General features: G+C 68.9%; 9 protein-coding genes. 4 read left to right on the plus strand and 5 right to left on the minus strand.

Annotated features, from left to right (window positions below):
- The 5 genes from araA to AC5020_RS00025 form a co-directional block, all read right to left on the minus strand.
- Nucleotides 1-1,167: L-arabinose isomerase (gene araA / locus AC5020_RS00005; RefSeq protein ID WP_464986712.1), on the minus strand; the 1,167-nt coding region annotated here is incomplete at its 3' end.
- 377 nt (nucleotides 1,168-1,544) lie between these two features.
- A complete protein-coding gene (locus AC5020_RS00010; protein ID WP_464986713.1) occupies nucleotides 1,545-3,446 on the minus strand; it encodes a BCCT family transporter in 1,902 nt (633 codons plus the stop codon).
- A 298-nt stretch (nucleotides 3,447-3,744) separates the two neighbouring features.
- Entirely contained in the window at nucleotides 3,745-4,464 is a 720-nt protein-coding gene (locus AC5020_RS00015) for an L-ribulose-5-phosphate 4-epimerase (RefSeq protein WP_494564322.1), read from the minus strand.
- Between the two features lie 47 nt (nucleotides 4,465-4,511).
- On the minus strand, nucleotides 4,512-6,152 hold the full coding sequence (locus tag AC5020_RS00020; RefSeq protein ID WP_464986714.1) for a xylulokinase: 1,641 nt from the start codon (nucleotides 6,150-6,152) through the stop codon (nucleotides 4,512-4,514).
- 106 nt (nucleotides 6,153-6,258) lie between these two features.
- Complete coding sequence (locus tag AC5020_RS00025) at nucleotides 6,259-7,281, minus strand: LacI family DNA-binding transcriptional regulator (RefSeq protein WP_377018467.1); 1,023 nt, start codon at nucleotides 7,279-7,281, stop codon at nucleotides 6,259-6,261.
- A 592-nt stretch (nucleotides 7,282-7,873) separates the two neighbouring features.
- Here AC5020_RS00025 and chvE point away from each other — a divergent pair.
- The 4 genes from chvE (at nucleotide 7,874) to AC5020_RS00045 (ending at nucleotide 13,768) form a co-directional block, all read left to right on the plus strand.
- Complete coding sequence (gene chvE / locus AC5020_RS00030) at nucleotides 7,874-9,025, plus strand: multiple monosaccharide ABC transporter substrate-binding protein (RefSeq protein WP_464986715.1); 1,152 nt, start codon at nucleotides 7,874-7,876, stop codon at nucleotides 9,023-9,025.
- Nucleotides 9,026-9,107: 82 nt separating this feature from the next.
- Nucleotides 9,108-10,649 carry a multiple monosaccharide ABC transporter ATP-binding protein gene (gene mmsA, locus AC5020_RS00035; RefSeq protein WP_377018469.1) on the plus strand — a complete coding sequence of 514 codons (1,542 nt, stop codon included), beginning with the start codon at nucleotides 9,108-9,110 and terminating at the stop codon, nucleotides 10,647-10,649.
- Between the two features lie 9 nt (nucleotides 10,650-10,658).
- Entirely contained in the window at nucleotides 10,659-11,840 is a 1,182-nt protein-coding gene (gene mmsB, locus AC5020_RS00040; RefSeq protein ID WP_377018470.1) for a multiple monosaccharide ABC transporter permease, read from the plus strand.
- A gap of 557 nt (nucleotides 11,841-12,397) precedes the next feature.
- Entirely contained in the window at nucleotides 12,398-13,768 is a 1,371-nt protein-coding gene (locus AC5020_RS00045) for an extracellular solute-binding protein (protein WP_377793653.1), read from the plus strand.
- Nucleotides 13,769-13,776: the final 8 nt, after the last annotated feature.

Raw genomic sequence — 13,776 nt, forward strand, 5'->3', positions numbered from 1 at the left:
GCCGGCGTCGGCCGTGAACTTCAGCCGCACCGGGTCCTCCCGGTCGCCGATGCCCAGCGGGTGGATCTCCAGAAAGGGCTTCGAGGTGGTCAGCGAGGGGGAGACCTCGAGCATGTGCGCGCCGAGGATCTTCTCCTTGCCGGGGGTGAGCTCGTAGGTGTAGTCCTCCATCAGGGAGGCGCCGCCGGGCAGGCCGTAGCCCATCACAGCCGCCACGCGCACCAGGATCGCGGTCTTCCAGTCGCCCTCGGCGCCGAAGCCGTACCCGTCGGCCATGAGGCGCTGGACCGCCAGGCCCGGCAGCTGCCGCAGCCCGCCGAGGTCCTCGAAGTTCGTGGTGAACGCGCCGAAGCCGCCGGATTCGAGGAACGAGCGCAGCCCCAGCTCCTGGCGGGCGCCGTAGCGCAGCGACTCGTGGCGCTCGCCGTCGGAGCGCAGTTCGGGGGCGAGATCGTAGAGCTCCTCGTACTCGGCCACCAGGGCGTCGATCGCGGAGTCCTCGATGCCGTCGACGACCTCGACCAGATCGTTGACGCCCCAGGTGTTCACGGAGACGCCCAGGCGCAGCTCGGCCTCGGTCTTGTCGCCCTCGGTGACGGCGACGCCGCGCATGTTGTCCCCGAAACGGGCGAGCTTCAGCGAATGCATCTCGGCCCAGCCGGTGGCGGCGCGGGCCCAGCGGCCCACCTTCGCCTGCACCGACGGATCGCTCGCGTGGCCGACGACGGTCTTGCGGTTCACGCCCAGGCGGGTGGCGATGTAGCCGAACTCGCGGTCGCCGTGGGCGGCCTGGTTGAGGTTCATGAAGTCCATGTCGATGCTGGACCAGGGCAGTTCGACGTTGGCCTGGGTGTGCAGGTGCAGCAGCGGTGTGCGCAGCGCGTCCAGACCCTGGATCCACATCTTGGCCGGGGAGAACGTGTGCATCCAGGCGATGACGCCGACGCAGGCGGGATCGGCGTTGGCGGCCAGGGCGACCTCGCGGATCGCGTCGCGGTCGGTCAGCACCGGCTTCCAGACGATCTTGACGGGGATGTCGCCCGCGGCGTCGAGCGTCTCGGCGATGGTGCGGGACTGGTCGGCGACCTGGTCGAGCGTCTCCGGGCCGTACAGGCCCTGGCTGCCGGTGAGGAACCAGATCTCGCGGGTCTCGAAGGGGTTGTCCACAGTGACTCCTCCAGGGAGAGAAAGAAGGGGCGGGGCGGATGCGTCGCAAGATGGGCCGCACCGCCAGGTGATACCTCTAGGGTGAACGTTCACATCGCGGGAGTCAAGCGGTGCGGGGCAAGCCCTGCCGGTCTGGGACGCCGTACGCCGATCGAGTCGCGAGTTATATGCGTTAACCGGCCCTGAAGTGCCAATAACTCGCGATTCGACCACCGGACCCGGACCTGACCGCAGCTCCGGCCCCGCCACCTGAACACAGAAGGAGGCCGGCCCGAGTGGGCCGGCCTCCTTCATGCTCGAGACGTGGGTGAGTCGGCGTGCACGCCCGGCGGGCGGAACCGCGAGGGCGCCGCTGCGGGCCTCACACCGACGTCATGTCACTCCGTGTCGGCGTCCGCCTCGCGGGACGTCGGGGCGGAGCCGCCGCGACCGCCCTCGGGCCGGCCACCGCTGCGGCGGGCGAAGGCTCCGCGAGTGCGTTCCAGGCGGTAGTCGATGCGGTCGTCGACGATCGACTCCAGCTCGCCGCTCTCGGCCAGGGAGGAGTTCACCTCTCCGGTCAGGTGCGTGGTCAGGACCTCCAGGCGACGGATGCGCGCGTGCTCGGTGAGCACGGCGTGGTCGATGCCCAGCGCCTTGATCAGGGCCACGCACATCAGGATCAGGATGATGCTGAACGGCAGCGCGGTGATCAGCGAACCGGCCTGCAGCGCTTCGAGACCGCCCGAGAGAAGCAGGGCGATGGCCAGGAAGCCCTCGAGCAGCGCCCACAGGACGCGGGACCACACCGGCGGGTTCGGGTGGCCGCCGGAGGCCAGCATGTCCACCACCAGCGACCCGGAGTCCGAGGAGGTGATGAAGAAGATCGCGACCAGGATGATGGCCAGGATCGAGAGCAGGCCGGTCAGCGGGAAGCCCTCGAAGATCCGGAACATGGATGCCTCAGCGGTGACGTCCCCGAGGTCACCGGCACCGAACCACTGGCGGAACAGGCCGTTGCCGCCCCAGATGGAGAACCAGATCATGCCGACGAGCGAGGGGACCAGCAGCACGCCGGCGACGAACTCGCGCACGGTGCGGCCCTTGGAGATGCGGGCGATGAAGACGCCGACGAAGGGTGCCCAGGCGATCCACCAGCCCCAGTAGAACAGGGTGTTGCCGGAGAACCAGGACTGCGCCTCCTCGGAGCGGTTGTACGCGCCGACGTCGAGGGTCATGTGGAAGATGTTGGCGAAGTAGAAGCCGAGCGACTCGACGAAGTTCTGCGCCAGGAAGACGGTGGGCCCGAACACGAGCGCCACGATCATCAGCAGACCGGCCAGCGACAGGTTGATGTTCGAGAGCCACTTGATGCCGACGCCGACGCCGCTGACCACGGACAGCGTGGCCAGGAAGCTGATGATGACGATCAGCACGATGAGGAAGCCGTCGCCGGCGCCCTGGACCAGGCCGATCGCGTCGAGGCCGGCGGCGATCTGCTGGACGCCGAGGCCGAGGGACGTGGCGATGCCGAAGACGGTGCCGAAGATGGCCAGGACGTCGATGACGTCGCCGACCCAGCCCTTGACCCGCTCGCCGAAGATGGGCTCGAGCGCCCAGCGGATGGAGACGGGACGGCCGCGGCGGTGGATCGCGTAGGCCAGGGCGAGGCCGATGATGGCGTACACGGCCCAGGGGTGCAGGCCCCAGTGCATGAAGGTCTGGGCCATGGCCAGACCGGAGAGCTCGACGCCCTCACCCTCCCAGGTGGGCTTGACGTTGTTGGTGGTGTAGCCCAGCGGTTCGGCGACGCCGTAGAAGACCAGGCCGATGCCCATGCCGGCCGCGAACAGCATCGCGAACCAGGAGAAGAGGGGGAACTCGGGCTCGTCGTCGTCGCGGCCCAGACGGATCCCGCCGTAGGGGGTGATGGCCAGCACGATGGAGAAGGCGACGAACAGGCCGATGATGAGCATGTAGAACCAGCCCAGATCGGCAACGATCCAACCCTGGACGCCGGCCATCACCGTGTCGGTGGTGGCCGGGAACAGGACCGCCAGCAGCGCCACGGCCAGGATGATGATCAGCGCGGGCCAGAACACGGCGGGCGCGATGGTGCCCTTGCCGATCCGCGCTCCCTGACGACGCAGTTTCTCTGTGATCGCGTCGTCGCTGTCGTCCTCTGCAATCTGGAGGCTGCGAGGCAGGTGCACGGTCTCCGGCAGGTCCTCCGGCCACGCGGTCGGGTCGGACGCCGGCGAAGGGTCGCCTCCGCCTGCTTGGTTCTCGGGGGCGCTCATGTCCATCCGTTCTCTCGAGGTCAGTTACCGGCCCAGCTTGGTCAGTTCCCAGTCGATCTTCAACCCTGAAACGGGCAGGCGTGCTATAAGCAGTGCGCGACCGGTGCAGGTCACGCGGCAGATCAGGGCGAAGCGGGGGTCGCTCGCCCGTCGAGCATGTCACACGCCGTGCGGATTCAGCACGGGATGAGCGGACCTCGGGCCCCCGCAGTCCGGGTGGTCGGGCCCGGATAGGCGTGTCTCGGGACACAGGCGCCCGGTGGCGGCGCAACCACCCGGGACAGGGTGACGTCGACTCTCAGCGCTGGCCGTAGACGTTCTGGTAGCGGTCGTAGAGCGCGTCGATGATGGCCGGCTCGATGGGCAGCGGATCGCCGAGCTGCATCGAGATGTGCACCGTGCGCGCGACCTCCTCGCACATCACGGCGGCCTTGACGGCATCGCGCGCGTCCTTGCCGATCGTGAAGGGGCCGTGGTTCTGCATCAGCACCGCGCGGGAGCGGGAGCCGCGGAGCGTCTCGACGATGCCGCGGCCGATGGAGTCGTCCCCGATCACGGCGAACGGGCCGACGGGGATCGGGCCGCCGAACTCATCGCCCATCATCGTCAGCACGCAGGGGATCTCCTGGCCGCGGGCGGCCCAGGCGGTGGCATAGGTGGAATGGGTGTGGACCACGCCGCCCACCTCATCCATGTGCTCGTACACGTAGGCGTGCGCCGCGGTGTCCGACGAGGGCACCAGGGTCTCCGGGGTGCCGTCGTCGATCTTCGCGCCGTCCAGCGTGCACACGACCATGTTCTCCGGGGCCAGCTCGTCGTAGGAGACCCCTGACGGCTTGATGACGAACAGCCCCGGCACGTCGGGGCCGGTGGCGGCGACGCGCTCGGAGACGTTGCCGGCGGTCCAGACCACCAGCTCGTTCCGGGGCAGCTCGGCGTGCAGGGCCGCGACGCGCTCGCGGGCGGCGGCCACCTCGTCCTGGGTGGGCTGCGGCAGTTCGGTGAGGGTCAGCGGCACGGGGACTCCTTGGTCAGAGGCGGTCGGATGGGAACGGGACGGGGCGCTCAGTCGAGGACCTCGCCGGCCAGTCGCTCGACCTGCAGGCCGGTGCGGTAGCCGGCCAGCCACTTGGCATGGCCGGCCATGCCCTCGGGGTCCGGGTCCAGGGTCGAGAGCTCCTGGGAGGCGAAGACATGCGTGGCCAGGAAGTCGTGGAGGGATTCCCGGTCCCGCCCCGCGGCGGTGTGGGCGGCCAGCAGCGCCATTCCCCAGGCTCCGCCCTCGCCGGCGGACTCGCCGACGGCCACCGGGGTCGCGATCGCGTCGGCGAGGACCTGCTGGGCCACGCCCTGGGTGCGGAAGATGCCGCCGTGGGCGTACATCACGTCCAGCTGCACGCCCTCGTCCTTCAGCAGCGCCTCCATGCCCACCGCGAGCGCCCCGAAGGCGCCGTAGAGCTGGGAGCGCATGAAGTTCTCCAGGGTGAAGCGGGCTTCCTGCTCCCGCACGAGCAGGGGCCGTCCCGAGGGGACGCCCGTCTGGTGCTCACCGGAGACGTAGTTGTAGGACAGCACGCCGCCGGCGTCGGGATCGCCCTGGCCGCCGGCGCCGAACAGTGCGCCGAAGAGCTCCTCCGGGCCGACGGGGTGGCCGGTCAGCTCGGCGAAGCGCGAGAACAGCCCCAGCCAGGCGTCGAGGTCGGTGGTGCAGTTGTTGGTGTGGATCATCGCCACCGGATCGCCCGACGGCGTGGTGACCAGGTCGATCTCCTCGCGCGGGCCGGACAGCGGCCCCTCCAGCACCACCATCGCGAAGGCGCTGGTGCCGGCGCTGACATTGCCGGTGCGGGGCTCGATCGCCTGCGTGGCGACCATGCCGGTGCCGGCGTCGCCCTCGGGAGGAGCGGCGACGGCCCCGGGCTGCAGCGAGCCGGAGGGGTCCAGCAGGGCGGCCCCCTCGACGGTCAGGGAGCCGGCGTCCTGCCCGGCCACGAGCACCTCGGGGAGGAGATCGGGCAGGGACCACGGCAGCTCCGTCACGCCGTCCAGGGCTGCGAACCGCTCCAGCTGCTCGGGGTCGAAGCGGTCCCCCGAAGCGGCGATCGGGAACATGCCGCTGGCATCGCCCACGCCGAGCGCCTTGCGGCCGGTGAGCTGCCAATGCACGTATCCGGCCAACGTCGTCAGGAAGTCGATCCGGGGCACGTGGTCCTCGCCGTGCATCACCGCGTGCATCAGGTGGGCGACGCTCCAGCGCAGCGGGATGTTCAGCTCGAAGGTGCGGCTGAGCAGCGCTGCGGCGTCGGCCGTGTAGGTGTTGCGCCAGGTGCGGAACGGGGCCAGCTGCTCGCCGTCGGCGTCGAAGGGGAGGTAGCCGTGCATCATCGCGGAGATGCCGATGCTCGCGAGTCGGGTGAGCTCGACGTCGTGGCGTTCGTGCACGTCCCGCGCGAGGTCGGCGTAGCAGGCGCGGATGCCGTCCCAGGTGGCATCGAGGGAGTACGTCCAGCTGCCGTCGACGAGCTCGTTCTCCCACGCGTGCGAGCCGGTGCCGATCACTGCGCCGGCATCGTCGACCAGGGCGGCCTTGATGCGGGTCGATCCCAGCTCGAGGCCGAGGTGGGCGCGACCGTCGGCGATGAGGGCGGCGGGGCTCGCGGCGGAGCTGGGGGTGTGGTGTGCTGAGGACACGGCATCGTGCGTCATGGCACCAGCCAACCAGCCCCAGCACGCGGTGTCAACGTTCACATCCGGTGTGTCCCTCGGGCGTCTCCGGCCGCCTCGGGATGACTCGCGGCAGCGGTCCGGGCTCTCAGTGGGTGCGCTCGGCGCCGGTGGAGCGCCGCACCACCAGCCGCGGCGGCAGGGTGCAGGGGGTGCCGGCGGGCACGTCCTCGCCGTCGAGGAGATCCAGCAATCGGCCCAGGGCCACTCGTCCCAGTTCGGCGAAGGGCTGGGAGACCGTGGTCAGGGATGGGATCAGGAACTCGGCCCCGAGGGTGTTGTCGAATCCGACCACCGCGACGTCCTCGGGAACGCGCAGCCGGTGCTCGTGCAGGGCATGCAGGACGCCGATGGCCATCATGTCGTTGGCGGCGAAGATCGCGTCCGGCAGGCCGCGCGCGATCAGAGCGGTCGTCAGGTCGTAGCCCGAGCGCGGCGTCCAGTCCCCGGGGCCGACGATCTCGCCGTCGAGGTCATGCTGCTCGAGCGCCAGGTCGAAGCCGTCCCGGCGGGCACGGGCGTCGAACCAGTCCGCGGGGCCCGCGGCGTGGACCACCGAACGGGCGCCGGTCCCGGCGAGATGCTCGACGATCTGCATCGCGCCGAGCTGCTGATCGACCCCGACCACACGCACGTCCGGCACTCGGGGCGCCTGTGCCGAGACTGCCAGGACGGGGGTGTGGCGGGCCACCGCGGCCACGGCAGGCACCATCGCCTCATGGGCGGCCACCACCAGGATCCCGTCGGCCCCGGAGCCCACCAGCTCGGCGCCGACGGAGCGGTCCTCGGCATCGCCGGCGCCGACGGTCGTCAGCAGCACCGAGTATCCGGCTTCGCGGGCGGCGGTCTCGATCGCCGTGGTGGTCTCGGCCGGGCCGAAGAGGGAGGAGCCGTCGGTGAGCACCCCGATGAGGGAGGAGCGCGTGGTCTTCAGGGCTCGCGCGGCGCGATTGCGGGTGTACCCGAGCGCGGCGATCGCCTCTTCCACCCGGGACCTGGTCTCCGGTCGGACGATCTCCGGCTCGTTGAGCACTCGGGAGACGGTCTGGTACGAGACGCCGGCGCGTGCGGCGACGTCGGCCATCGAGGGGCGGCGGGCCGGGGTGGTCATCCTCGTTCCTTCCGTCCGGCGGGTTCTGTGTGCGGGCCCTTCCCGCGGGGCTCTGCGGGCTCCGGCCTGCGAGCTCTGGCTCACGGAGCCACGGCCGAGGGGGACGACGGCCGGCATGCGCTGGTCACTGGCCATCGCGGGCCCGGTCGGAGGTTCGTCCGCCGTGATGTGAACGTTAGCATCCGGCGCCCCGGTGGCACACTCGACCCGCGATGTCGAGGGGGCGGCGTCGGCGCGGAGGGGAGGTCCGCATGCGGACGGCCGCGGTCGGTCCACCCCGGCCCGGCCGCTGACCAGCGGAAAGGGCATTCCCTGCACCCTCGGCCGGGTCGTTGCCGAGTTGTGACCGGCTGGTACCCCACACTCCTTGACATCTGCTTGAATGTGAACGTTAGCATTCGAAACGTTCCGCACCACACCGAGTCGGAACGCATCGAGCACAGGGCCCGTCCGGGGCCCGCACAGTCCCCGCCGACGACACGTCGGCTCCCTCGGTCGGCGCAGCTGCCTGCCGGGGCGGCCGCATGGCAGCGGCCCCGGGGCGAACCCACCTGCTGCAGGTTGCAGACGGCGATTTCGAGGAGGAAACACCATGCACAACCGGAGAAGCTTCTTGCTGGGAGCGACGGGCACCGCGGCCGCGCTCACCCTGGCGGCCTGCGGCGGAGAGGGCGCCGGTTCCGGCGGCCCCGACCCCGAGGCGGACCCCAGTGACCTGACCGTCGGCGTCGCGATGCCGACCCAGACCTACGAGCGCTGGGTCAAGGACGGCGACAACATCAAGGCGGGCCTGGAGGACAAGGGCTACACCGTCGACATGCAGTACGCCGACGACGACATCCCCACCCAGCAGCAGCAGATCGACCAGATGATCACCTCGGGCGTCGCCGCTCTGCTCGTCGCCTCGATCGACGGCGCCTCCCTGTCGGCCCAGCTGGACGCCGCCGCGTCGGCCGGTATCCCGGTCATCGCCTATGACCGCCTGCTGACCGACAGCGAGAACGTCGATTTCTACGTCACCTTCGACAACTACGAGGTGGGGGTCAACCAGGCCAATGCCCTGCTGTACGGGCTCGGCTTCCTGGATCAGGAGTTCAACGAGGCCCCGGAGGCCCCGGAGGGACCGCTGAACGTCGAGCTGTTCGCCGGTTCGCTCGACGACAACAACGCCCACCTGTTCTGGCAGGGCGCCATCGACACCCTCCAGCCCTACTTCGACGATGGCCGGCTCGTCGTCCCGTCGGGCCAGATGGACATCGAGCAGGCCGCCACCCAGCGCTGGGAGCAGGAGACCGCCCAGACGCGCATGGAGAACCTGCTGACCACGCACTACAACGGCGGCGAGGAGCTGGACGGTGTGCTCGCCCCGGCCGACCCGCTCTCCCGCGGCATCATCAACGCGCTGCAGAACGCCGGCCTCGGCCCCACCATCGAGGAGGGTCTGCCCGTGGTGACCGGGCAGGACGCCGAGATCGCCTCGATCAAGCTGATCGCCGACGGCGTCCAGCACTCGACGATCTTCAAGGACACCCGCGATCTCGCCGAGCAGGCCATCGTCGCCGCTGAGGCGTTCCTGAAGGGCGAGGAGCCCGAGGCCAACGACACCGAGACCTATGACAACGGGGTGAAGGTCGTGCCGTCGTACCTGCTCGAGGTGCAGATGGTCCTCGCCGAGAACTACGAGGAGATCATGGTCGACTCCGGGTACTACACCGAGGAGCAGGTCGAATCCGGCCAGCTCTGAGCCGGCCACCACTGGAGCACTGAGGCGAGGGTCCGGCCATGCCCACCGGCAGGCCGGGCCCTCCCGCCCGAAGGAGGGCCCATTGAACGATCACATCCTCGAGATGCGGTCCATCACCAAGCGATTCCCCGGCGTCACCGCCCTCAAGGATGTGTCCCTGACGGTGCACGAGGGCGAGATCCACGCCATCTGCGGCGAGAACGGCGCCGGCAAGTCCACCCTGATGAAGGTGCTCTCCGGTGTCGAGCCGGCCGGCACCTACGACGGCGAGATCCACTTCCGGGGCCGCCCCGTCAGCTTCTCCTCGGTCAACGACTCCGAGGCCGAGGGCATCGTGATCATCCATCAGGAGCTCGCCCTGGTGCCCCACCTGTCCGTCGCCGAGAACATCTTCCTGGGCAACGAGCAGGCCAGGGGCGGGATCGTCAGCTGGCACGAGACCAACGCGCGCGCCGCCGAACTGCTGGCGCGCGTGGGCCTGGACGAGAACCCGGTGACTCCCGTCGGCAACCTCGGCGTGGGCAAGCAGCAACTGGTCGAGATCGCCAAGGCGCTCTCGAAGAACGTCCGCCTGCTGATCCTCGACGAGCCGACGGCCGCACTGAACGACGACGACTCCGAGCACCTGCTGGGTCTCATCCGCGGCCTGCGGGACGAAGGCGTCACCAGCATCATCATTTCCCACAAGCTGGGGGAGATCGCGGCGATCGCCGACTCCACGACGGTCATCCGTGACGGCTCGACCATCGAGACGATCGACATGCGCGTCGCCGAGGACCAGCAGACCACGCTGATCCCGCGCCTGATCAAGGGGATGGTGGGCCGCGACATGGATCACCTCTTCCCCGAGCGCCATGCCGAGATCGGCGAGGAGATCTTCCGGATCGAGGACTGGCACGTCACCCATCCCACTCAGCCGGGACGCACCGTCGTCGACGGGGCGTCGCTGAACGTCCGCGCGGGCGAGGTGGTCGGCATCGCCGGCCTCATGGGAGCCGGCCGCACCGAGCTCGCGATGAGCGTGTTCGGCCACTCCTACGGTCGGGACATCTCGGGCACGGCCTACATGCACGGCAAGCCCGTGCGGATGCGCTCGGTCGCCGACGCGATCGAGCAGGGCATCGCCTACGTCTCCGAGGACCGTAAGCAGTACGGATTGAACCTGATCCAGGACATCCGCACCAACGTCACCGCGGCGGGGCTGGGCAAGGTCAGCAGGGGCGGCTGGATCGACTCCAACCAGGAGATCGCGGTCGCCGAGAAGTACCGCTCCTCGCTGAACATCAAGACGCCGACGGTCCTGTCCCTGGTCGGCAAGCTCTCCGGCGGCAACCAGCAGAAGGTGGTGCTCAGCAAGTGGCTGTTCACCGAGCCCGAGCTGCTGATCCTCGACGAGCCCACCCGCGGCGTCGACGTCGGCGCGAAGTACGAGATCTACACGATCATCAATCAGCTCGCCGAGGCCGGCAAGGCCATCATCGTCATCTCGTCGGAGCTGCCCGAAGTCATGGGCCTCTCCGATCGCATCTACACACTGTCCGTGGGCCGGATCACCGGTGAGGTCCCCGCCCAGGACGCCACGCAGGAGCGCCTCATGGAGCTCATGACCATGGAGAGGGAGTGAACACGCCTCATGGCGGGAACCTCTGACCTCAAGGAACTGCTGACGCGCAACATGCGTCAGAGCGGTATCTACATCGCGTTCGTGCTCATCGTCGTGCTGTTCACGATCCTCACCGGGGGAGCGCTGCTGAGCCCCGGCAACCTGACCAACCTGGTGCTGCAGTACTCCTACATCCTGATCCTCGCGATCGGGATGGTGCTGATCATCGTCGCCGGGCACATCGACCTCTCCGTGGGTTCGGTGGTCGCCCTGACCGGCGCGGTCTCGGCCGTCGTGGTGATCGGCAACGGGATGCCCTGGTGGATGGGCGTCCTGGCGGCGCTGGGCACCGGCGTGCTGGTCGGCCTGTGGCAGGGCTTCTGGGTGGCGTTCGTCGGCATCCCCGCCTTCATCGTCACCCTCGCGGGCATGCTCATCTTCCGCGGCATGACCATGCAGGTTCTCGGCAACGTGTCCCTCTCGCCGTTCCCGAACGAGTATCAGTACATCTCCGGCGGCTTCCTCAACGGCCTCATGGGCGGGTACGGGTACGACGCCTTCACGCTGTTCCTCGCGGCCGCGCTGGTCGTGGTCTTCGTGATCCAGCAGTACCGCGGGCGTCTGGCGAAGCTGAAGTACAGCCAGCCCGTCGAGGCCCTGTGGCTGTTCATCCTGAAGAACATCCTGGTCGCGGCCGTGGTCATGGCTTTCGCCTGGCAGCTCGCCAACGCGCGCGGCCTGCCGGTGGTGCTGATCCTGCTGGCCGCGCTGATCCTGATCTACGGATTCGTCAGCCAGCGCACCATCATCGGTCGCCACGTCTACGCCATGGGCGGCAACCTCCAGGCCGCGAAGCTCTCCGGCGTCAAGACCCGGCGCGTGAACATGCTGCTGTTCATCAACATGGGCCTGCTCTCCGCGGTGGCGGGCATCGTCTACTCGGCGCGCTCGAACAGCGCGCAGCCGGGTGCCGGCGAGATGTTCGAGCTCGACGCGATCGCCGCGGCGTTCATCGGTGGTGCGGCCGTGACCGGTGGCATCGGCAAGGTCCAGGGCGCGATCATCGGCGGCCTGATCATGGCCGTGATGTCCAACGGCATGCAGATCATGGGCATCCACCAGTCCACGCAGTCCGTCGTCCGCGGCGTGGTGCTCGTCCTCGCCGTCGCCTTCGACGTGTGGAACAAGAAGCGGGCATCTGCGGGAAGCTGAGCAGCTGAGTAGCTGAGTAGCTGAGTAGCTGAGTAGCTGAGTAGCTGAGCAGCTGAGCAGCTGAGCAGCTGAGCAGCTGGGCAGCGGGAAGCTGACCAGCTGGTTCAGCCGACCAGCTGAGCAGTGGCAAGAAGGTGTAGCTGAGCGGACCGTGACCCCTCGCAGAGAGGGTCGCGGTCCGCTCAGCTACATACTTGTGCCATGCCGCCGGGACAGAGCCGGCATCGCCGGGAGGCGCGCTTCGTCTGTGCTGGTCACAGGGTCGCGCGAGAGCCGGCGAATCGTCGCTCGCTGATCCGTTGCGCACCGACCTACAACGATGTAAAGTCCGGGAACACGTAGTCACGTGACGCAGTGCACTCGCACTGATCGCGGGCGCTCGTGGTGCACGGGCATCGATCCACGTCGGTGGGCGGTCCGAGCGGTACGACGCACAGGCCACCGTCGGCCTGTCGCACATGGCTACCGACCCGGCGGGTTCCGCACGGAGCCCGCGCATTCGTCTCACCGTGATGCCGCTCGGCACCACGGACACCTGATCCCGATGGAGCGATGAGATGAGGACACGTCCACCCCGCCCCGCCCTCGCGCACGGGCCCGGCTCACCGGCCATCAGCCGTCGAAGGCTCTTCGGTGCCGGAGCGCTCGCTGCATCCTCGCTGTCCCTGGCTGGCTGTTCCACACCTCTGGCCGCCGGCCTGCTCGGCTCGGAGCTCGATCCGGGCACCGTGGTGTTCTGGAACCTCTTCGGCGGCGGCGACGGGGTCCGCATGCAGGACATGCAGGCGGGCTACCGCGAGATCTATGGTGCCGATTCGCTCGAGGCCACCACGCTGACCTGGGGCAATCCGTACTACTCCAAGCTGACACTGGCCACGGTGGGCAACAAGCCGCCCGATGTCGCGGTCTCCCACCTCACCCGCGCCAAGCCGCTGTGGGACGGCGGCATCCTCGACCCCATCACCGAGGAGGACCTGGCGAGCGTCGGTCTCTCCAGCGCCGACTTCGCCTCCCAGCCGTGGGAGGCTCAGATCACCGACGGCCAGAACATCGCCATCCCTCTGGACACCCATCCGTTCACGCTCTTCTACAACCGCGATGTCTGCGAACAGGCCGGACTGCTGGACGGTGACGGCCTGCTCGTCGACCTCACCGGGATGGATACCTTCGAGGCGGCCCTCGAAGAGATCAGCGCCGTCACGGGCGGGATCGCCCTGACCGTCGCCAACGTGGCCGAGATCGCGACGCCCTGGCGCTTCTTCTGGACGTTGTACAACCAGATCGAGGGTGTCACCCCCTTCCTCTCCGACGACGGCGCCACGATCAGCGTGGACGAGGACGCCTTCCTCGAGGTCACCTCCAGGACGCAGAGCTGGGTCGAGAAGGGCTGGCTGAACCAGGGCCTCGACTACGCGACCTCGCAGACACAGATGTTCACCGGCCAGGCGGGCTTCTACATGCAGGGCGAATGGGAGATCGCCACCGCGCAGTCGATCGAGGGTCTCGACTTCGGGATGGCCCCGATCCCTCAGCTCTACGACCAGCCTGCTGTCCAGGCCGACTCCCACACGTTCATCCTTCCCCGGAAGGACCGCACGCCCGAGCAGCGCCAGCAGGCGATGCAGTTCATCAAGACGATGCTCGAGCAGAGCATGACCTGGGCCGAGGGCGGGCACGTGCCCGCCTACGTGCCCACCTTCGAGAGCGAGGAGTTCCAGAGCCTGGAGCCGCAGAGGTACTACGCGCCGTCGGCGGACTACGCCGTCTATGACGATGCGGCCTGGTATGGCGGTTCCGGGTCGACCTTCGAGGACACCGTCGGCGCGCAGCTGGGACTGGTCCAGCAGGGATCCCTGGAACCCGAGCGGGCCCTGCAGGTGATCAAGGAACAGCTCGAGATCTACACGTCCACCCCGAGTCCGCTCTGATCCGGAAG

The organism is Brachybacterium sp. SYSU DS0246 (assembly GCF_059391765.1).

Coding starts and splice junctions, on each gene's coding strand:
- chvE (WP_464986715.1), top strand. CDS start 7,874: ATGCACAACCGGAGAAGCTTCTTGCTGGGAGCGACGGGCACCGCGGCC.
- AC5020_RS00025 (WP_377018467.1), bottom strand. CDS start 7,281: ATGACCACCCCGGCCCGCCGCCCCTCGATGGCCGACGTCGCCGCACGC.
- AC5020_RS00045 (WP_377793653.1), top strand. CDS start 12,398: ATGAGGACACGTCCACCCCGCCCCGCCCTCGCGCACGGGCCCGGCTCA.
- AC5020_RS00020 (WP_464986714.1), bottom strand. CDS start 6,152: ATGACGCACGATGCCGTGTCCTCAGCACACCACACCCCCAGCTCCGCC.
- mmsB (WP_377018470.1), top strand. CDS start 10,659: ATGGCGGGAACCTCTGACCTCAAGGAACTGCTGACGCGCAACATGCGT.
- AC5020_RS00010 (WP_464986713.1), bottom strand. CDS start 3,446: ATGAGCGCCCCCGAGAACCAAGCAGGCGGAGGCGACCCTTCGCCGGCG.